We start from the raw sequence: 15,044 nt of genomic DNA, 5'->3' as shown, positions 1-15,044 counted from the left end.
TCCTCATTCTTCGTCGGTGTAGTCGTAGTCCTGCTCCCACCGGTCCCATGCCCGGTCCTCGACAGCGAGCTCACGGATCGTGGGCTCCCACGAGGCGAGCGGCGCCGGCTGGGCATTCGGGGCGAGGTTGTTCACGACGCCTCCTCAGGCGGCGAGGGCGAGGCGCGCAGCGGCGGCGATGAATGCCTGCTTGCGCGGGCGGTAGATGACGGCGATGCGGGCCACCTCGGCCGGGGTGTACCGGATGCAGGTGCGGGCCCGGCCGTGGGTGTAGCTGACGCCGGGGATGCCGACCGCGTTCGCCTTCGCCGCGTTGTTGCGGAGGCTGCCAGCGACAGTGCGGGCCTCACGGATGCCGAGACCGGCAGCGACACAGTGGGCGGCGAGGGTACCGGCACCTCGCCGGGCGATGCGAGCGGCGGCTCGCTGGGTGCGGCTGCGGTCGCGGAGGGTCTGGCGGGCGGTGCGGGCCTTGGCGTTCATGACGTCCCCCTTGCTGGTGATACATCCAGCATGAGGCCAACGCGTTGGCCAGTCAAGTGGCCTACGCGTTGGATTTGGCAGCACAACGCGGTGGCCTCGCTATAGGCCAATACTTGTGGGATCCTGCACCCATGTCCGACTACACACCCGACGACGAAGCCGTCCGCCTCTACACCCGCTACAAGCGCGCCCGCGAAACAGAAGCCGAGCTCAAAGACCCTGTCCGCGAGCAGGCCGCCAACGACCTCAAGGCCGGAGCCACCGTCCGAGACCTCGCAAAGCTGACCGGATTGACTCCGGAGTTCTTCCGCCGGATCGCCCGGGCAGAAGGCGTCGAGAGGCTGCGTCCGCCCACGGTCGGCAAACTCAAGCCCGATGGAGAACAGTCATGACCGATCCCCGCGTGCCGTTCCTCCGTGCCCGCTACGCCGAGGATGACCAGGCCGCCCGTGCGGCCAGCAGTGATCTCTATGGCGTGCTGGGTCAGGTGGAGTACGTGGAGGGCGAGGTTGAGCGGGATGAGGCGCACGTCACCCGCCATGACCCAGCGCACGTCCTCGCCGACCTTGAGGCCAAGGGGAAGGCGCTGGACGCCTGCGCCTACTTCCTGCACGACAACGAGGACGGGCCTGATCCGTGCGCCGAAGCGGTTCTCACGGCGTTCGTACAGCCGTATGCCGGCCACCCGGAGTTTCGTGAGGAGTGGAGATCATGACTGCTGCCCGACTGGCGTTCATCCGCGCCCGCCTTCAGGAGGATCGCGAGGTCGCGAACGGTCACCAGCAGCCGTCGGCCAGCTGGCATGCGGACGACTACGTCATGGAGGTTCGGGATGACGCCAATGCGGGGACGGTGGCGACCGTGTACCGGGTTGGCGATCTGATCCATCTCACCCGTCACCATCCTGCGCGGGTCCTGGTCGAGGTGGAGGCGAAGGAGCGTCTGCTCGACTGGCTGGAGCGGATGAACGACCGGGCGTCCGACGCCGACTTCTGGAGCTTCGACCTCGACGAGGCGCTGGATCTGATGGCTCGCCCCTACGCCGACCACCCCGACTACCGTGAGGAGTGGACGCCGTGAGCGCCGCGCTGCTCGCCTTCCTGCACGCCCGCCTGGCCGAGGACGAGGCACACGCGCGTGCTGCCTCATGCGGCCCCAGCGGGGACGACCATTGGTCCCTCGACGAGTGGTTCGGCCGGGAGGAGCCTCACTCCCTGATCGCTGCTGGCAACGCCAACCACCCGACGTTCCTCGGACACTTCACCGCTGACCCCGTACCTACCGCGCAGGCCGCACACATCGCCCGCCACGATCCGGCCCGTGTCCTCGCCGAGGTCGAGGCCAAGAGGCAGTTGCTCGACGACATCCTCCGTGCGGGTCATGAGTGGAACGAGGAGGACCACTGGTACTCGTGTGCCGCCGCTCGTGACCATGAAGGGGAACCGGTCTGCATTGACGAGAGTCGCGCTGGCGGCCCTTGCGACTGTGGCCGTGACGAGCAGGTGGAGCGCAGGGCTCGCTTGCTGGCCCTGCCCTACTGCGGTCATGCGGATTTCCGTCCGGAGTGGGCACCGAAGGCCTGACGTGTAGGTTCCATGCGTGCGCGAGCCCCGCCCGGGTTGATCTGGGGCGGGGCTTCGTCGTGTCCGAGGGTTAGTTGATGCCGTCCCGGTCGTCGCGGTGGCTGATCCGCATGCTGGCCACGTAGCCGCCTTGGAGGTCGAGGAATGCCGGCTTGGTGCGCCTGCTTGCGACGGTGCGGGCGCACTGGTCGTAGACGATGGCCTGCCGGGAGGGGGCCGCGGTTTGCGTATACCTGTGGCGGCCGGTGAGTTGGCAGCCTTGGTAGCGGACGCCGCCGGGGTTGGTGTACCGGTGGGGGGCGTAGTCGTCAGCGGCCGAGTAGGCCTTGAAAGCCCAGGCGTCGTCCATGCAGCCGATGAACTGGACCTGACCCTTCCAGCTGCTGTCGATGACAAGGTTGGCTGGGTCGCGGGGTTCGAAGCGGGTGCCGACGACGGTGAGGGATTGCACGCTGTCGTAGTGCGTGGTGGCCGGCATGTAGAAGAACCGGGACGGCTTCCCGTCGGGCCTCTTGTCGACATGGATCCAGGATCCGCCCGAGACGTTGATCGCGCCGCCTTTGTCGAAGCGGAGGATGTCGCCGTAGCGGGCTTCCATCTTGCAGTCGCGGAAGCTGTAGTTGAGGAACTGGTCCTGCTGCGGGTACTGCGGCGAGAGGCCAGAGTGGAACCAGGCATCTTCGTAGCTGCCGGTGACGGTGCAACGGTCGAACATGAACTCGCTGTTCAGGTTGGAGTTTGTGCCGCCGTCGAGGCCGATGCCGCGTAGCCATGTGCCGCGCCATTCGCAGTTCGTCCACCCCCAGTCCTGTGCGCCGACCGCCCCGTAGGAGATGAGGCAGGTGGCGGCGGGGTTGGTGGAGCGGAACGACAGGTCGTAGAACCTGACCCCCATCCAGCGGTCCTGGTTGACGAGCATCGGGGCGGCGCCGGTCATGACGATCTCGGTGGACCGTTTCCCGGTGCCGCGGATCGTGAGGCCCTGCGCCCGACCTGGCGCCGGCGTTGTGATCGTGTCGGAGACGGTGTACGAGCCCGCGAGCTGGATCTCGACGGTTGCGACGGGCACGCTCCCGCCAGCATCGCGGCCGAGTCTTCGGTCTACGTCGGCGAACAGTTTCTGGAACGCGCTGGTGGCGTCTTTGCCGAGGGTGGCGCCGTAGTCCTCGGGTCGGAGGATGGCCGGGGTGGGTGTCGACATGTGTCCTCCTGCCGGGAATGGTCTGATCAGCGTGAATCCCGGTGGTGAATCGTGTCAACGATCCGTGCTTGTGGCACCCTCCCCTTCATGGGGGTCTCGTTCGGGGTCGCGGGTGATACGGCGCAGGAGTGCGCGGACGGCTTGGCCCTGCTCGGTCTGCTGCGGCAGTTCGGGGTGGAGGTGACGGTGACCCTCCAGCCGGCACAGGTGGGCGGACCCCGATGGGTGGCGCGCGCGGTACCAACGCGGACGGCCCCGACCGGTGAGGGCCAGGGCCGCGACGGGCGGTAGGTCAGGCGTCGAGCAGGCGGTACGGGAATGGCTCCGTCTCGATATGGACGCCGAAGCTCTTGATCCAGTACCAGTGGAACGGGAAATCTGCGATTCCCAGCTCGCGTAGCGCGATGGCCCGGTGGTGCCCGTCGCCGACGTAGACGTCGGGATAGCGGACAGAGACGCCGAGCTTGATCGGCTTCAGTAGCCCGCGCTTCTTAATCGAGGCCTTCAGTTCGTCGACTCGCTGCCGATCCTTACCGCGGGCGAACTGTCGCTCGGCGTCCGCCCACTTCCGGAACTCGATCGGATGGATCTTCTGGTCGTTCAGCAGCGCGGTCGGCATGCTGCCCAGGTATCTCACAGGCCTCTCCGGTCGGCTTCTCGGGCGGCGTTGCCGAGCATGCGGATCGGGTTGGCGGGTCCGGGCTGCTGTGCGTTCCAGCGGGGTACGCCGGCGGTGTGCGGCCATTCGGCGCGGATGGCGTCGAGGAACATGGTCCGCGCCTGGCCTTCTTGTCCGGGCCCGTCGGCGTAGGTGCGAATGGCGAAGAGCGGGCACATGGCGCTGCCTTCGACGGCGGTGTCTCGGGACCAGCCGCCGGGCTTGGCGATCTGCTGCTGGGCTTGGTGCAGGAGCTGGGCGATCGGCGTCCGGTACGGGCTGGTCTGGGTGGGGAGGATCGGCGGGCCGGTCTCGACGTGGGGGATGTCGATGTGGGCGGTGCGGATCAGGTGGTCGGCGGCGGCCTGGTCGAGGCGTTCGTCCATGGCCAGGCCGCGGAGGGCGAGTCGGTCGTCGAGCGTGATGGGCCGGGTGGCCGGCTTGGTGCCGAGGCGGGTGGCGGCCTGCATCAGAACCACGAGGTCCGCTTGCGGCGGCCGGCCTTCAGGTCGCCGTTGGCCCGGTCCTCCGCCTGGTCGTGCTGGTACTGGATCTCCTTGGGGCTCATCTCGTAGGTGCCGTAAGGGAGTGGGCCGTTCACCCGCGGCCCGGGGTCGGAGGCGTGGGGGATGCCGTGGGGCGGGGTGTCGTGGACTTCGCCCGCCCAGCGGAAGAGGGTCGCTGCGTCGGTGTGCGAGATGGCCTTGCCGTTGACGAAGTGGGCGGACATCTGCCATCCGCCGATCAACGGGTGCTCGCCGGTGCAGGTGTACGAGTTGTAGGTCCTCGGGTGCTCCATGAGGGCCGCGTCGGGTTCCCGCCGGTGATCGGTGATCACGTAGACGGTCTTGCCCTTCCTCAGCCAGTTGAGGAAGTCGCTCTCGTCGCGACGGCGGTTGGCGTTCCAGGTCCTACCCATGGTGATCTCCTTCGTCAGTTGGTTGGCGGGTGGGTGTGTTAGGGGGTGTTCGCGGGTGCCGGGGCCGGGCTGGCGGCGACTTGCGCGTACCAGGCGCCGCCGACGGTTTTGGCGCCGTGCTTCTTCTTCTCGTGGTCGCGAAGCGCCTTGGTGGCTTCCTTGGCGTCGCGGAAGCGGGGCTTCTCCTTGGTGCCGCAGGGGCAGGTCCAGCCGATGAGTCCGCTGGTCTTCTCGGGGCCGAAGCGGGCGGCGATGGCGACCTTGAAGCGGCTGACCTTCTGGACCTTCGGTTTGGTGGGGCAGGGCTTGGAGCCGGTGAAGCTGCCGTCTTTGTCCTTGGTGAAGATCTGGCCGTTGCCCTGGCAGGTGGGACAGCCTTCGTGGGTGATGCGGAGGATGGCGGCGTCACGGCGGCTGGTGGCGGTGGCCATGTGGGTCTTGGCGTGGCGGGCGGCGCGGAGGGCCATCCAGGCGCCGGCTCGGTCGATGAGGCTGCCGCCCTTGCGGGTCCGGGTTGGGGCCTTGCGGGGGGCGAGCTTCTTGCGGCGGGCGGTGGTCCGTTTGCGGGTGGTGGGCTTCTTCGGGGCGGTCTTGGTGGGCACGGCTACTCCCCCTCGCTTGAACGGTGCATATGTGGATCAATAGGGCGGCACAGGGTCGGCGTAACCCCGGCGGGAGCCCGGCAGACACCCGGCGGCCTGCGCCGATGCCTCGAACTCCGCCGGGGGCGTGCCGGGTCTACGCCGGGGGCGTGCCGGGGTTCTGTCGGGTCTTCGCCGGGTCTAGGAGGCCCGCGGCGGCCCGCTCGACGGAGGTCCGGTGCCAGCCGCGGAGGTACTTGCCCTCGGGGCAGTCCTCGCGGCCGGCCTTGGCGTCGGGGGCGTGCTTGCGGAGGCGGTTGGACAGAGCGGTGGCGTCCACGTCGTCGAATCCGGCGGCCGACAGGGCGGGCAAGATCGCCTCGTTTGTCGGCAGGTAGTCCCGCTGCGCCGACTCGAATGCTTGCAGGAGCGCGAGGATCAGAGTCGCGTCGGCATGGCTGGACTGGCTGAGGCGGCTGAGGAGGTTTCCGCGCTGCCCGGCGCGGGAGAGCGTGCCGCCGGCCTTGAGGAGGGTGTCTGTGTCCATGACGGGCATTCCGGCTGCCAGGCGTTCGGCGGCGGCGGAGACGATCTGGTCGCGCGTGTACTTGTTGAACTGGTAGCGGATCGCGCGATTGAACGGCCCGCCCATGATCATGGCTTGGCCTGCGTCGTTGTCGACGGGGCCGACGGCGGGCTTCATGCGGTCGGGCCGCCAGCCCAGGGCGCCAGCTCCGGGTCCGAAGGCGATCTTTACGTCTTCGAAGCGGCAGGCCATGAGAACCCGGTAGGCAATGATCATTGCTACGGCGTCACCGAGAGCGTCTGCGGTGGCTTCCTGACCGGCCATGATCAGGTAGATGCCATATTGGCGCCCCGTCCGCAGGATCTTGATGGCCAGCTCCTTGCCGCGCGGGCTGAGCTGGATGAACTCGTCGATGTTGATGTACAGGTTGGGGTGCTTCTCGCTGGCGTGCCACCGGTCGCCCATGCCAAGGCTCGCCATGAGGTGGCGGCGGGCGGAGACGTAGGAGAGTGCCTCTTCGAGGGCTTCCTCGCACTCCTCGGGGGTGCGGGCCACGCGGGCCATGAGCTGGCCGAACTCGGACAGTCCGCCCTTGATCGGGTCGAGGTCCCAGACGACTGCGTCACGGCAGGCAGTGAGGGCTTCGTTGAACGTGCGGAGCGCCCCGAGGGTCTTTCCGGCCCCCATGGCGCCGACGATCAGCGCGCAGAAGCCATCGAGGGTCAGTTCGAGGAGACTGCCATCCATGGCGCGGCCCATGATGATCACGTCGTGAACGGACAGGGACCGCGGGGCGTGAACGGCAGGGGCGGGCATGTCGGCGAACGGGTTGCGCTGGACGAGGCGGACGATGATGCGGGACTTGTCGCTTGTGTCGGGTTCGATCATGAAGCCGCCGTCGGGGAGCCCCATGTGGGATTCCATCTGGTCCGCCGCGGCCTGAACCTTGCCAGGCGTGGCGCCTTTCAGGATGACCTCGATCTCCCAGCCCCAGGGGTGGCGGGCGATCGTCTTGACGTCCCGGTAGTCGGCGCCCTCGGCATACAGGGCGCGGGCGAGGCAGTCGGCGGCCTGGTCCCCCGAGTTCACCCAGGAGATCGGGTAGGGGTCCTCGTTGTCCGGGTCGTCCATGTCGGCGACCGGCTGCTGGGGGGCGATCTCGGGGGCCTTCGCCCGGTACCGGCCGTAAGCCGTGACGGCCGCGACGGCGCCGGCCAGTTCAAGGCCGGGGAGGACTGGCAGGGCGTAGCTGGCGGGGATGTCGGCCCAGGCGGTGATCGCCCACCATCCGAGCAGATCGACACCCGCAGCAACGAACGGGGCGATCCCCAGGAACTTCCAGCGCGAGTGCCGAGTGCGGGTCACGCTGTGCCAGTCGGAGCCGGACGTCATGCCGCCGAGGACGGCCTGGTGGTCGTAGCCGCGAACGTACCGCCAGCCCAGGATGCAGCTGGCTTTGAAGCCGGTTCCAAACCATCGGGCCCCGGTCCAGCCGGCTCGGGCGGTGATCCCGATGGCCTTGCCGGTGGCCGCGGCGACGACCATCGCGGCACTGCCCGCGCGGTACAGGACGGGCTCATAGTTGGGGCGGATTTCAAGAACGCCGGGCGCGATGTCGTCGGCCTCATCGGCGGTCAGCTGGGAGGCGGCGAGCTGGCCGGGGATGACCTTGGACACGTCCCAGTCTGCGGGGGTGGTGTCGACGCTCACGACTGCTCCTCGGAGGCGGGGTTCTGCAGGGCAGCGAGGGACGCGACGGTGCGCGCGGCGATGCTGTACGGAGGGGTGTCATTGGGCACGCGACGGGGCGGCGTACCCCCGTTGAAACGCCTTCCGTCGAGGGCTTCAGCGGCCTTCTCGCGGCTGGGGGGCATTTGGGATTCGACGTGCGACAACGTGCCCTCGGAGGCGGCCTTCATCTCGGCCGCGGCGGCCTTACTGCTGGCCTCCAGCTCGGGCCAGATGCCGACAATCTTGGAGCCGGTCACCCGGTGCCAGGCTTCGCTCCAGATCTGGTCGGTGACGAACTCCAGACCGCGGGCCGAACGCATGGCCTCAGCGACATCCCAGACCTTCGGGTGGGCGCTCTGGCGGTCGGCGTCCTTGCGCTTCTGCTCGGCCGCCGCGCGGGCCTCGGCCCGCTCCCGATCGGTGCGTCGGGACTCCTCAGCCGACTGCTTCTCGCGCGCCGCTTCTGCGGCCTCCCTCGCCGCCTTAGCTGCAGCCTTCTTCGCGTCGCGGCGCTCCCGGTAGGAAGGAATGCCGTCGCGCTTCTGGGCGATGCCGTGCTCGTAGGCCATGAGGACGACCGGGCCGCCGAGGGAGGCGAGGGCGCCTACGATGCCGGCCTCGATTCCGATGCTCGGGTCGGTGTTACCGTGCCACAGGTTCACCCCGGCGGCGATCAGTGCGGCGGCCATGATGCCGATGCGGTAGGGCAGGACGTCCCTGCGGTGGGCAATGGCCCAGGCGCCACCGAAGGCGAGCACGAGAGCGAGGCCTTCGAGGAGCACGGGTGCGGCCACCATGAACGGCTTGTCGTCGCTGTAGAACGCCTTGAGCTGAAGAGGCAGAGCGATGATCAGGCTGGTGAGGTAGATACCCCGGGCCGACCACTTCCAGGTCGCCTCGGTGCGCTGTTCTTCCCGCTCCCGGGTGTACTCGTCCTCGATCTCGGCGTCGGCGAGTCGCTTCGTCTTGGCTGCAGCGGCTTCCGAGGAGGCGGCAGAGGCCATCGCCTTGGCCACCCTTTCCGCCTGGATCGCCCGGTCGGCCTCCAGCTTCATTGCGGCGCGCTCGTTGAGGATGCGCTGCTTCTCGGCTTCCTCGCGGGCGGTGGCCTCGGCCGCCTTGGCTTCGCCTTCGGCCTTGATGCACAGCGCCTTGGCTTCAGCCTCGGCCTGCGTCCGGATGGCCTCGGCCTTGGCGAGGGCGATCGGGTCGAACCGCGGTTCTGCGGTGATGGGCCGGCCGTTGACGTGGTCGAGCTGGGCGGTCATGACGACTGTCCTTCCTTGGTGCGGTTCCATCCCTTGTGGAACTCGGCGATGAATGCGTCGGTCAGATGGGCGCCGAGCGTGGCGCCGACGGAGGGGAGACCGGTTCGGATCGAGATCTCCAACTCGGTGCGGACGGCCCAGGTGGCGAGGATGTTGATGATGGGGCGGAGGCAGCGGATGACGAGTACGAGCAGTCCCAGCAGGAGCAGCGCGGCGCCGACGAGGAGGCGGGCCATACACACCCGGACCCAGCGGCCGGCCCGGCGCCAGCGCGACGGCTGCGCAGTGATCAGATAGGCGTGCATGCGGCCCTCCCGGGCTCTGTACGGCTACTCAGCCGAGTTCGGAGGTGTCCCAGCCCTTGCAGGTCGGCCGGCACGGCTCCCAGTAACAGCTGGGAGACGCCGAGCACTGCTTGTCACTGGGGCGATCGGGATCGATCGGGCTAGACGGCTTCGGGGTGGGGGTGGCGGGGGTCTTGGTCGGGCGGCGGAAGATGGGCATGGCGAAGCTCCTCGTGTCGCGGGGCGGGGTGGTGGTGCTGACGGATCTCCAGGCCGCCCGTTCGAGACGGGCGGCGAGGGCTACGGTCAGCTGCGCAGGTAGCGGGGGCGGCACTGCCCCGGATTGGGTGCGGGGCGCCCGGACTTGAGTCCGGCCTTATGCCATTCGCGGTGCTCGTCGGCCAACCTGCGGACGATCTCCTCGTTGGGGGCGCTGCCTCGCGATTCAAGGTCGAGCGTCCCTACGAGGTGGCACTGGGAGCAGTAGACGTCGAAAGTGGTGCGGCCGAAGTTGGTGTTGGTGCGCATTGTGACGGTCGCGCCGCGGAAGATGCGGTCGTCCTGGTGGTTGCGTAAGAAGCCCATGATTCTCCTTAGTCAGCGGCGCCCGGCCGACTCGTGCAGGCGGGCCTTCTCCTCGATCTCGGCCCTCTGCGGGATCGCTCGGCCATGGGCTCCGCAGGTACAGCGGAAGTTCCAGTTGCCGAAGCCGACGTCGTACACGGTCGTCTTGCACGTGCGGCGGAACAGGGACACGTCGTCTCCATGGGTGTCAGTGGGCCGGGTCTGTCCCGGCTCCCCTCACCGCAGGTACGGGACCTGCGGATCGGGCAGCCGGTCAGCGGCGGTTGTCGCGGCCTGCGAGGTGGGCGTTGGCGAGAGCCGCGACAGCGTTCTTGGGGTCCTCGGCCACCGCCTTCTTGAACTGGCGGTACGCCTCGCTGTCGTCGCCGTTCTCGGACGCGGCTGCGGACTGGTCGGCATGGTGCTGAGTGCGGGGGTTGAAGCGGGCCATCAGGATCTCCTTGTCTGGGCCGGGGCTGTCCCGGGCTCCCCTCACCGCCCGCACCTGTCGGACGGATCGGGCAACCGGTCAGCGCTGGCCGCGCGGGTCGTTACGCCAGGCCTCTTCGTCGAGTTCCCGGTGCAGGAGCTCGCCGACGACCTTGTTCGCGGCCTTCATGCCGCGCTCACCTCCGACCTTCAGGCCGGCGTAGACGACAGTGGCGGCGACCGTGTCGGCCGCGTTGGACAGCTTCTTGCCGAGCTTGGACATGCGGGTCTCTCCTTCAGCGGATCTCTCGGGCGAGGACTTCGAGTGCCTGGGCCTCGCGCTCGTCCTTGTCGTGGATGTGGTTGAGCTTCCAGGCGCCGCGCCAGGACATGGACTCGATGCCGTAGTTGTTGCGGAGCGCCTGCATGGCGTTCTCCCGCTTGCCGGGGCGCCCGTACTGGACGGCGTGCACCAGCTCGTGGACGACGGTTTCGACGAGGTTCGCCGGGTCGTCGCAGACCTTGGCGTTGATGATGACGAGGACGCCGGTCGGGCTGAGAGTCGTAGCCCCGTAGACCCTTGGGTTGCTGCGCCGGTTCGGGAGCCGGCTGGTACCCAGTGCGGCCTGCTGGCCTTCGACGAGGGCCTGCAGGTACCGCTTGCCGTCGACTACCTGGATGCGCGTGGCGGGCATCCGTTCCCGCATCCGCTGTTGCACGAGGGTGGCGGCCTGGTCGGCGACCCGTTCGACGAGGCGGAGCGTTTTGCCGTACCGGGCTGATAACTGGTAGCCGGAGATGTCCATCAGGCGGCTGGCTGGCTGCGGAGGGCGTCGAGCTGGCCGACGAGGTCCCCGCCGTGCTTGGTGTCGAGCTGCTCGGCGCGGCGGCGGATGATCCGCATGCCGTCCCAGTCGCGGGCCAGGCCGGCGGTCAGGTAGTCGGCGATCGCGGCGGCGTGGATGGAGGCCAGGGCGTCCTCGACGGTGGCCGAGCGGCGGCGGGCGGTCAGGCTGGTGACGGTGGCGTTCATGGCGGTGGTCCTTCCGGTGGTCAGGCGGGATGGCTAGGGGTGGATGAGCCGGATGCGGCCGCCTCGGGCGGCGATGCTCAGCTCGCAGGTGTCGCACTCCCAGTCAGCGGCACCGGGTCCGATCCGGCGGTGCCGCATCTGGCAGCGGCAGCAGATGATCGGGGCGGAGGCGTCGATGGGCTGGTTGGGGCGGAGTTTGTCGGCCTGCGCTGCGGCAGCGGGCATGGTCAGCGCTCTTTGTTGGCGAGGGGGACGGTGAGGTTGGCGTCGAGGAGTTCGGCGAGCTCACTGCCGTCGGTGGTGCGGGTCTCGTATCGGGCGGTGACCTCGGCGACGATCCGGGACGCGGTGTCGGCGTTTCCGGCGTTCCGGGCGGCGATGTAGGCCTGGACGGACTCGTGCTTGGGCATGACGACTCCTCGTCAGACGGTGGGCTTGGGCATGGCGCGGCAGGTCTCGGCGTGGGACTGGGCCTGCTCCCGGCCGTATTCCTCCCGCGTCCACTTGATGGAGTGGTCGCAGCCGGTGCAGTGGCCGCCGTCGATGTAGGCGGGGTCGCCACCGGCGCTCCTGATCAGGTCGACGGTCGCGCCGGCGACGGTCTGGTAGCGGGCGATGACGCCCTTCGGCCAGGCGGCGGCGAAGGCGGTCTGGGTGTTCTTACGCATGGCTGTGCTCCTCGTTGGTCAGGCGGGAGGGGTGGAGTTCAGCGGGTTTCGAGGGCGGCGGCGCGTTCGTCGCAGTCGTCGGCCCTGTCGCGGAACTGCTCGGCGAGCCGGAGACGGCCGGTCTTCTCGTGCTGGTCGGCGATCTCGCGGTACTGGGCGGCCTCGGCCCGGTACGCCTCGGGGGTCGCGTGCTGCATGGGGGCTCCTCAGCTGCGGTGGGTGTGCTGCTGGCCGGTGCCGAGCTGCGCGGTGGCGTTGCGGGCGTCGGCCTGCGCCTGGGCGGCCTGGGCCGGGCTGCGGAGGTCCTGCGCGCAGGCGGCGGGGGTCGCGGGGGCGTCGGCGATGCTGTTGGGCTGCGGGGCGGCCATCAGGCGGCGCTCGGCTTGTGGCGCAGGAAGTCCCCGCGGAGTCCGTCGGCCTGGGCGGCGCAAGCCTCGGCCTCGACGATGTCGCCGGCGTTACGGGCGTCCGCGGCCAGCTGCTCGAAGAGAGTTGCGGCCTGCGCCGCATGGTCGGCGGCGGTCATCGACGGCTGCTCGACGACGAGCGGGCCGGCGCCGCGCTTGATCCCCGCGGCGATCAGTCGCCGGGCCGGGGTGCTGTCGTTACTGCGCATAGCGCAAGTACGATTCGTCATGTCTGGTCCCCTGGTGAAGTCAGTGGTCCGGATGTAGCGGCCCCGTGGTGAGACACGGGGGCCGTTATGGGCTGGTCTGCGATGTAGGAGTCGCGGGCCAGCCCTTCTGTCGTCTAGGGGCGGACGGCTCGACGGACTGGGTCCGGTAGGAGTGAGCCGCGCTCCCCACGTCCATCAAGGTAGAGCTTGACGAATCGGATGTCAAGCCTCACCTTGATGCAGCCCGGAATGCCCCTTACTCTCAGCACATGAACCCCTCACTGGAGGCCGCCGCCGACAACATCCGCGACACCCTCGACGCCATCACCGACCCGTCCCTCCGCTACGAAGGGCTCGTCACGCTGGAAGCGCTCATCACCACAGCGATCCAGGAGGCCCGCAGAAAGATCGCTCACGATCTACACGCGGAGGGTCGGTCGTGGCGCAAGGTCGGGGAGGTGATGGGAGGTGTTAGCCCGCAGCGGGCGCATCAGATTTCCCGCGGCAAGTAGCGAGAGAAGCCCCCGCCACCGAGATGGCAGCGGGGGCTTCGTCATGCCGCGGCGACCCTGCGTGCTGCGTCGTCGCCGAGTTCCTGGCCGGTGTAGCTGGTCCCGCAGGAGCTGCACCGCGTGTACAGGTCGTGATCAGTCCGGGTGAGCGTCATGAGGTCGCAGCGGGGGCAGGGCCGGGTGACTGCGTGCGTCTGCGGCTGGAGGCGGGTGATGCCCCAGATGGTCCGCATGGCGTCGTGGATCTCGTCTCGCATTTCGCGGACCCAGGTCTGCTGCGAGGCCCAGCCAATGTGGAGCGTCAGCCAGGCAGCGAGCGCGATTTCTGTTGTCGCCTTCGGGGGCGCAGCGGGCCGCTTTTCGATGACGACCCGCACCCAGCCGGCGAGGACGCCAGCGATGGGAATGTCGCCGCACTGGTCCTCGATGTGCTCCCGGATAGGGCCTGCTGCGGCGGGGCCGGTCAGGTTGAGGGTGTCGATCCGGCCGGGCAGCGGCGGGGTCTTGGTCCCGGACCGGCCTCCGGCGCCGCAGACCTCCCGCTGCATGCTGCCTTCCCGGAGGACGATCATCAGGTTGGGGATGGACTTCAGCCAGGCTCGGAGCTGCCAGACGCAGGGGTCGCAGAGCAGCTGTCGGGCGGCTATCTCGTGGTCGCGGAGTTCGCGGGTGCAGGTGCTGGCGATGCAGGTGTCCACGGCTGTGCTCCTCGTGCTGGCGGTGCGGCAGGTCAGGTGGTGGGGCGGTGCAGCGTGCGAACGTGTCCGGCGGCGGCGAGGAAGCCGGCGCCCAGGTCGCGGTGCCCGTCGGCGAGTTCGGGGTGGGGTGTCATGGCCGCGGCCTTGTCGTGCTGCTCGGCCTGCCCCCGGAGCTCGGCGGCGACGAGGCGCAGGGTGACGTTGAGTACGGCGTCGACGAGCTGGGCTTGTCCGGCGGGTGGGAGCCACCACTGGCCGTCGCGGATGGCTGCCTGGGCGGCGGTCAGGGCCTGGTCGCGGAGGTCGGTCACGGGGTCGGCTCCTCGGGGTTGAGGGCGGCGCGGATGCGGTCGCGGAGGTCGCCGGGTGGGATGTGGTCGACGGATTGGGCGAGGAGACCGAAGGTGTAGCCCCATTTCTTCGCTGTGTCGGATGCGCGCCGTTCGGCCTGTTCGGCCTGCTCCCGCAGTTGCTCGATTCGGTCGCCGTAGCGGGCGCACATCTCGGCGAGTTCGATCTCGTCGCAGTTGTTCAGGTAGAGGCGGGCCTGGTCGCTCAGGTCGTCGTAGCGGCTCATGACGTCGACTCCTGTCCGTTGAGCGCCTTCCGAAGGTCGGTGGCCAAGCTCTGGTAGAGGCTGCGGTCGGGGCGGCTGGCGGTCAGGTCGGTGAACTCGTCGAGCCGGTCGAGGTACGCCTGGACTCGGCCGAGTGCGGCCTGCTCTCGTCCGGCCTGTTCGGCCATGGCTACGTGGGCGCGCTTCAGGGCGGCGAGGCTGGCTTCGGCGGCGTCGGCCCGCTGTCGCTGCTGCTCGTACTGGTCGGCGGTGGGTCCAGCGTCGCCGCGGCCGCAGTCCGGGCAGTAGCCGTTGGCGATGGCTGTCGCGGTAGCGTGCTGGGATTCCTCGTAGTCGCAGCGCCAGCACTGGTTCTCGTCGGTGCATTCGGGTTCGGGGCAGCGTTCGGCGCGCGGCCGGAGAGGTTCGAGCTGGTCGTTCACAGGACGTCTCCCAAGATCGTCAGGGTGTGGATGGTGACCTCGCCGACGTAGCTGGCCCGGCCGGGCGCCCGTCCGTGGTCGCCGGGGATGATGCGGGGCCGGTCGGTGGTCTCGTCGAGGCCGTGGCCGTACCGGGTTTCGGCGCAGTGATCGGGGGCCGGGCTGGTGTCGCAGGGCTCGATGTCCCAGCCCGGCCACGACAGTTCGAGCTGGCCGGTCACCGGTCTCGCCAGTTCAGGTAGAGCATCGAGACCAGGACGCCGACTGCGAGGGCCGCGAGCAGCCAGTCGA

The 15,044-nt window shown here is 69.0% G+C and carries 33 protein-coding genes; 5 read left to right on the top strand and 28 right to left on the bottom strand.

What is annotated here, in order from left to right; genetic code table 11:
• Nucleotides 1-3: 3 nt before the first annotated feature.
• Together AB0M92_RS19050 and AB0M92_RS19045 are read right to left on the bottom strand one after the other, a co-directional pair.
• A complete protein-coding gene (locus AB0M92_RS19050; RefSeq protein WP_366103362.1) occupies nucleotides 4-135 on the bottom strand; it encodes a hypothetical protein in 132 nt (43 codons plus the stop codon).
• Between the two features lie 9 nt (nucleotides 136-144).
• Entirely contained in the window at nucleotides 145-483 is a 339-nt protein-coding gene (locus AB0M92_RS19045) for a hypothetical protein (RefSeq protein WP_366103361.1), read from the bottom strand.
• Nucleotides 484-614: 131 nt separating this feature from the next.
• Here AB0M92_RS19045 and AB0M92_RS19040 point away from each other — a divergent pair, with 131 nt between their 5' ends.
• Genes AB0M92_RS19040 through AB0M92_RS19025 form a run of 4 tightly spaced genes read left to right on the top strand, consistent with a single transcriptional unit; the run spans nucleotide 615 to nucleotide 2,066 of the window.
• Nucleotides 615-875, top strand: coding sequence for a hypothetical protein (locus tag AB0M92_RS19040; protein WP_366103360.1), 261 nt, complete (start codon nucleotides 615-617; stop codon nucleotides 873-875).
• Complete coding sequence (locus AB0M92_RS19035) at nucleotides 872-1,198, top strand: DUF6221 family protein (RefSeq protein ID WP_366103359.1); 327 nt, start codon at nucleotides 872-874, stop codon at nucleotides 1,196-1,198. Before AB0M92_RS19040 ends, AB0M92_RS19035 begins: the two co-directional genes overlap by 4 nt.
• Nucleotides 1,195-1,563: a DUF6221 family protein gene (locus AB0M92_RS19030; protein WP_366103358.1), complete on the top strand. Its 369-nt coding sequence runs from the start codon at nucleotides 1,195-1,197 to the stop codon at nucleotides 1,561-1,563. The genes AB0M92_RS19035 and AB0M92_RS19030 overlap by 4 nt, the downstream gene beginning before the upstream one ends.
• Entirely contained in the window at nucleotides 1,560-2,066 is a 507-nt protein-coding gene (locus tag AB0M92_RS19025) for a DUF6221 family protein (protein WP_366103357.1), read from the top strand. Before AB0M92_RS19030 ends, AB0M92_RS19025 begins: the two co-directional genes overlap by 4 nt.
• 70 nt (nucleotides 2,067-2,136) lie before the next feature.
• Here the strand turns inward: AB0M92_RS19025 and AB0M92_RS19020 are convergent, their stop codons facing one another.
• The 21 genes from AB0M92_RS19020 to AB0M92_RS18920 all read right to left on the bottom strand — a co-directional run bounded on the left by AB0M92_RS19020 (nucleotide 2,137) and on the right by AB0M92_RS18920 (nucleotide 12,544).
• Entirely contained in the window at nucleotides 2,137-3,267 is a 1,131-nt protein-coding gene (locus AB0M92_RS19020) for a hypothetical protein (RefSeq protein WP_366103356.1), read from the bottom strand.
• 292 nt (nucleotides 3,268-3,559) lie between these two features.
• Entirely contained in the window at nucleotides 3,560-3,886 is a 327-nt protein-coding gene (locus tag AB0M92_RS19015; RefSeq protein ID WP_366103354.1) for a ParB/RepB/Spo0J family partition protein, read from the bottom strand.
• A 14-nt stretch (nucleotides 3,887-3,900) separates the two neighbouring features.
• Nucleotides 3,901-4,404: a hypothetical protein gene (locus AB0M92_RS19010; protein ID WP_366103353.1), complete on the bottom strand. Its 504-nt coding sequence runs from the start codon at nucleotides 4,402-4,404 to the stop codon at nucleotides 3,901-3,903.
• Nucleotides 4,395-4,844, bottom strand: coding sequence for a hypothetical protein (locus tag AB0M92_RS19005; protein ID WP_366103352.1), 450 nt, complete (start codon nucleotides 4,842-4,844; stop codon nucleotides 4,395-4,397). The genes AB0M92_RS19010 and AB0M92_RS19005 overlap by 10 nt, the downstream gene beginning before the upstream one ends.
• 38 nt (nucleotides 4,845-4,882) lie before the next feature.
• On the bottom strand, nucleotides 4,883-5,446 hold the full coding sequence (locus AB0M92_RS19000) for a hypothetical protein (RefSeq protein WP_366103351.1): 564 nt from the start codon (nucleotides 5,444-5,446) through the stop codon (nucleotides 4,883-4,885).
• 136 nt (nucleotides 5,447-5,582) lie between these two features.
• Nucleotides 5,583-7,661 carry a hypothetical protein gene (locus tag AB0M92_RS18995; RefSeq protein ID WP_366103350.1) on the bottom strand — a complete coding sequence of 693 codons (2,079 nt, stop codon included), beginning with the start codon at nucleotides 7,659-7,661 and terminating at the stop codon, nucleotides 5,583-5,585.
• Entirely contained in the window at nucleotides 7,658-8,950 is a 1,293-nt protein-coding gene (locus AB0M92_RS18990) for a hypothetical protein (protein ID WP_366103349.1), read from the bottom strand. The genes AB0M92_RS18995 and AB0M92_RS18990 overlap by 4 nt, the downstream gene beginning before the upstream one ends.
• Nucleotides 8,947-9,255: a hypothetical protein gene (locus tag AB0M92_RS18985; RefSeq protein WP_366103348.1), complete on the bottom strand. Its 309-nt coding sequence runs from the start codon at nucleotides 9,253-9,255 to the stop codon at nucleotides 8,947-8,949. Before AB0M92_RS18985 ends, AB0M92_RS18990 begins: the two co-directional genes overlap by 4 nt.
• 28 nt (nucleotides 9,256-9,283) lie before the next feature.
• Nucleotides 9,284-9,454: a hypothetical protein gene (locus tag AB0M92_RS18980; protein ID WP_366103347.1), complete on the bottom strand. Its 171-nt coding sequence runs from the start codon at nucleotides 9,452-9,454 to the stop codon at nucleotides 9,284-9,286.
• 86 nt (nucleotides 9,455-9,540) lie between these two features.
• Nucleotides 9,541-9,819, bottom strand: a complete 279-nt coding sequence (locus AB0M92_RS18975) for a hypothetical protein (RefSeq protein WP_366103346.1) — start codon at nucleotides 9,817-9,819, stop codon at nucleotides 9,541-9,543.
• A 12-nt stretch (nucleotides 9,820-9,831) separates the two neighbouring features.
• Entirely contained in the window at nucleotides 9,832-9,990 is a 159-nt protein-coding gene (locus AB0M92_RS18970) for a hypothetical protein (protein ID WP_366103345.1), read from the bottom strand.
• A gap of 82 nt (nucleotides 9,991-10,072) precedes the next feature.
• Nucleotides 10,073-10,249: a hypothetical protein gene (locus AB0M92_RS18965; protein ID WP_366103344.1), complete on the bottom strand. Its 177-nt coding sequence runs from the start codon at nucleotides 10,247-10,249 to the stop codon at nucleotides 10,073-10,075.
• A 78-nt stretch (nucleotides 10,250-10,327) separates the two neighbouring features.
• Entirely contained in the window at nucleotides 10,328-10,510 is a 183-nt protein-coding gene (locus AB0M92_RS18960; RefSeq protein ID WP_366103343.1) for a hypothetical protein, read from the bottom strand.
• Between the two features lie 13 nt (nucleotides 10,511-10,523).
• Complete coding sequence (locus AB0M92_RS18955) at nucleotides 10,524-11,033, bottom strand: hypothetical protein (protein WP_366103342.1); 510 nt, start codon at nucleotides 11,031-11,033, stop codon at nucleotides 10,524-10,526.
• Nucleotides 11,033-11,260: a hypothetical protein gene (locus AB0M92_RS18950; protein WP_366103341.1), complete on the bottom strand. Its 228-nt coding sequence runs from the start codon at nucleotides 11,258-11,260 to the stop codon at nucleotides 11,033-11,035. The genes AB0M92_RS18955 and AB0M92_RS18950 overlap by 1 nt, the downstream gene beginning before the upstream one ends.
• A gap of 33 nt (nucleotides 11,261-11,293) precedes the next feature.
• Nucleotides 11,294-11,485 (bottom strand): hypothetical protein, encoded by a 192-nt coding sequence (locus AB0M92_RS18945; protein ID WP_366103340.1) that lies wholly within the window; start codon nucleotides 11,483-11,485, stop codon nucleotides 11,294-11,296.
• A 2-nt stretch (nucleotides 11,486-11,487) separates the two neighbouring features.
• On the bottom strand, nucleotides 11,488-11,670 hold the full coding sequence (locus tag AB0M92_RS18940; RefSeq protein ID WP_366103339.1) for a hypothetical protein: 183 nt from the start codon (nucleotides 11,668-11,670) through the stop codon (nucleotides 11,488-11,490).
• Between the two features lie 12 nt (nucleotides 11,671-11,682).
• The gene (locus AB0M92_RS18935; protein ID WP_366103338.1) at nucleotides 11,683-11,928 is read right to left on the bottom strand and encodes a hypothetical protein; all 246 of its coding nucleotides are present in this window, start codon (nucleotides 11,926-11,928) and stop codon (nucleotides 11,683-11,685) included.
• Between the two features lie 38 nt (nucleotides 11,929-11,966).
• Nucleotides 11,967-12,125: a hypothetical protein gene (locus AB0M92_RS18930; protein ID WP_366103337.1), complete on the bottom strand. Its 159-nt coding sequence runs from the start codon at nucleotides 12,123-12,125 to the stop codon at nucleotides 11,967-11,969.
• Between the two features lie 9 nt (nucleotides 12,126-12,134).
• Nucleotides 12,135-12,296, bottom strand: coding sequence for a hypothetical protein (locus tag AB0M92_RS18925; protein ID WP_366103336.1), 162 nt, complete (start codon nucleotides 12,294-12,296; stop codon nucleotides 12,135-12,137).
• Nucleotides 12,296-12,544, bottom strand: a complete 249-nt coding sequence (locus tag AB0M92_RS18920; protein ID WP_366103335.1) for a hypothetical protein — start codon at nucleotides 12,542-12,544, stop codon at nucleotides 12,296-12,298. The genes AB0M92_RS18925 and AB0M92_RS18920 overlap by 1 nt, the downstream gene beginning before the upstream one ends.
• Before the next feature lie 269 nt (nucleotides 12,545-12,813).
• On the opposite strand from AB0M92_RS18920, the gene AB0M92_RS18915 reads away from it, so the two are divergent.
• Entirely contained in the window at nucleotides 12,814-13,056 is a 243-nt protein-coding gene (locus AB0M92_RS18915) for a hypothetical protein (protein WP_366103334.1), read from the top strand.
• 41 nt (nucleotides 13,057-13,097) lie between these two features.
• Here AB0M92_RS18915 and AB0M92_RS18910 read toward each other — a convergent pair whose 3' ends face one another.
• The 5 genes from AB0M92_RS18910 to AB0M92_RS18890 are packed head-to-tail and all read right to left on the bottom strand — an operon-like array spanning nucleotide 13,098 to nucleotide 14,974.
• Nucleotides 13,098-13,754, bottom strand: a complete 657-nt coding sequence (locus tag AB0M92_RS18910; RefSeq protein WP_366103333.1) for a hypothetical protein — start codon at nucleotides 13,752-13,754, stop codon at nucleotides 13,098-13,100.
• A gap of 32 nt (nucleotides 13,755-13,786) precedes the next feature.
• Nucleotides 13,787-14,065 (bottom strand): hypothetical protein, encoded by a 279-nt coding sequence (locus AB0M92_RS18905; protein ID WP_366103332.1) that lies wholly within the window; start codon nucleotides 14,063-14,065, stop codon nucleotides 13,787-13,789.
• A complete protein-coding gene (locus tag AB0M92_RS18900) occupies nucleotides 14,062-14,331 on the bottom strand; it encodes a hypothetical protein (RefSeq protein ID WP_366103331.1) in 270 nt (89 codons plus the stop codon). Before AB0M92_RS18900 ends, AB0M92_RS18905 begins: the two co-directional genes overlap by 4 nt.
• Entirely contained in the window at nucleotides 14,328-14,753 is a 426-nt protein-coding gene (locus tag AB0M92_RS18895; protein WP_366103330.1) for a hypothetical protein, read from the bottom strand. Before AB0M92_RS18895 ends, AB0M92_RS18900 begins: the two co-directional genes overlap by 4 nt.
• Nucleotides 14,750-14,974 (bottom strand): hypothetical protein, encoded by a 225-nt coding sequence (locus tag AB0M92_RS18890; protein WP_366103329.1) that lies wholly within the window; start codon nucleotides 14,972-14,974, stop codon nucleotides 14,750-14,752. Before AB0M92_RS18890 ends, AB0M92_RS18895 begins: the two co-directional genes overlap by 4 nt.
• Between the last annotated feature and the right edge of the window lie 70 nt (nucleotides 14,975-15,044).

The sequence above is a fragment of the Streptomyces sp. NPDC051582 genome (assembly GCF_040681715.1).
Classification (GTDB): domain Bacteria; phylum Actinomycetota; class Actinomycetes; order Streptomycetales; family Streptomycetaceae; genus Streptomyces.
The sequence above is the reverse complement of the archived record's forward strand: the minus strand, read 5'-3'. Positions and strand labels throughout refer to the sequence as shown.

What these genes read in the sequence shown, in the direction of transcription:
- AB0M92_RS19045 (WP_366103361.1), bottom strand. Translation starts at nt 483, where the DNA reads ATGAACGCCAAGGCCCGCACCGCCCGCCAGACCCTCCGCGACCGCAGC.
- AB0M92_RS19040 (WP_366103360.1), top strand. Translation starts at nt 615, where the DNA reads ATGTCCGACTACACACCCGACGACGAAGCCGTCCGCCTCTACACCCGC.
- AB0M92_RS19035 (WP_366103359.1), top strand. Translation starts at nt 872, where the DNA reads ATGACCGATCCCCGCGTGCCGTTCCTCCGTGCCCGCTACGCCGAGGAT.
- AB0M92_RS19030 (WP_366103358.1), top strand. Translation starts at nt 1,195, where the DNA reads ATGACTGCTGCCCGACTGGCGTTCATCCGCGCCCGCCTTCAGGAGGAT.
- AB0M92_RS19020 (WP_366103356.1), bottom strand. Translation starts at nt 3,267, where the DNA reads ATGTCGACACCCACCCCGGCCATCCTCCGACCCGAGGACTACGGCGCC.
- AB0M92_RS19015 (WP_366103354.1), bottom strand. Translation starts at nt 3,886, where the DNA reads ATGCCGACCGCGCTGCTGAACGACCAGAAGATCCATCCGATCGAGTTC.
- AB0M92_RS19005 (WP_366103352.1), bottom strand. Translation starts at nt 4,844, where the DNA reads ATGGGTAGGACCTGGAACGCCAACCGCCGTCGCGACGAGAGCGACTTC.
- AB0M92_RS18990 (WP_366103349.1), bottom strand. Translation starts at nt 8,950, where the DNA reads ATGACCGCCCAGCTCGACCACGTCAACGGCCGGCCCATCACCGCAGAA.
- AB0M92_RS18985 (WP_366103348.1), bottom strand. Translation starts at nt 9,255, where the DNA reads ATGCACGCCTATCTGATCACTGCGCAGCCGTCGCGCTGGCGCCGGGCC.
- AB0M92_RS18980 (WP_366103347.1), bottom strand. Translation starts at nt 9,454, where the DNA reads ATGCCCATCTTCCGCCGCCCGACCAAGACCCCCGCCACCCCCACCCCG.
- AB0M92_RS18975 (WP_366103346.1), bottom strand. Translation starts at nt 9,819, where the DNA reads ATGGGCTTCTTACGCAACCACCAGGACGACCGCATCTTCCGCGGCGCG.
- AB0M92_RS18965 (WP_366103344.1), bottom strand. Translation starts at nt 10,249, where the DNA reads ATGGCCCGCTTCAACCCCCGCACTCAGCACCATGCCGACCAGTCCGCA.
- AB0M92_RS18960 (WP_366103343.1), bottom strand. Translation starts at nt 10,510, where the DNA reads ATGTCCAAGCTCGGCAAGAAGCTGTCCAACGCGGCCGACACGGTCGCC.
- AB0M92_RS18955 (WP_366103342.1), bottom strand. Translation starts at nt 11,033, where the DNA reads ATGGACATCTCCGGCTACCAGTTATCAGCCCGGTACGGCAAAACGCTC.
- AB0M92_RS18950 (WP_366103341.1), bottom strand. Translation starts at nt 11,260, where the DNA reads ATGAACGCCACCGTCACCAGCCTGACCGCCCGCCGCCGCTCGGCCACC.
- AB0M92_RS18945 (WP_366103340.1), bottom strand. Translation starts at nt 11,485, where the DNA reads ATGCCCGCTGCCGCAGCGCAGGCCGACAAACTCCGCCCCAACCAGCCC.
- AB0M92_RS18940 (WP_366103339.1), bottom strand. Translation starts at nt 11,670, where the DNA reads ATGCCCAAGCACGAGTCCGTCCAGGCCTACATCGCCGCCCGGAACGCC.
- AB0M92_RS18935 (WP_366103338.1), bottom strand. Translation starts at nt 11,928, where the DNA reads ATGCGTAAGAACACCCAGACCGCCTTCGCCGCCGCCTGGCCGAAGGGC.
- AB0M92_RS18930 (WP_366103337.1), bottom strand. Translation starts at nt 12,125, where the DNA reads ATGCAGCACGCGACCCCCGAGGCGTACCGGGCCGAGGCCGCCCAGTAC.
- AB0M92_RS18925 (WP_366103336.1), bottom strand. Translation starts at nt 12,296, where the DNA reads ATGGCCGCCCCGCAGCCCAACAGCATCGCCGACGCCCCCGCGACCCCC.
- AB0M92_RS18920 (WP_366103335.1), bottom strand. Translation starts at nt 12,544, where the DNA reads ATGCGCAGTAACGACAGCACCCCGGCCCGGCGACTGATCGCCGCGGGG.
- AB0M92_RS18915 (WP_366103334.1), top strand. Translation starts at nt 12,814, where the DNA reads ATGAACCCCTCACTGGAGGCCGCCGCCGACAACATCCGCGACACCCTC.
- AB0M92_RS18900 (WP_366103331.1), bottom strand. Translation starts at nt 14,331, where the DNA reads ATGAGCCGCTACGACGACCTGAGCGACCAGGCCCGCCTCTACCTGAAC.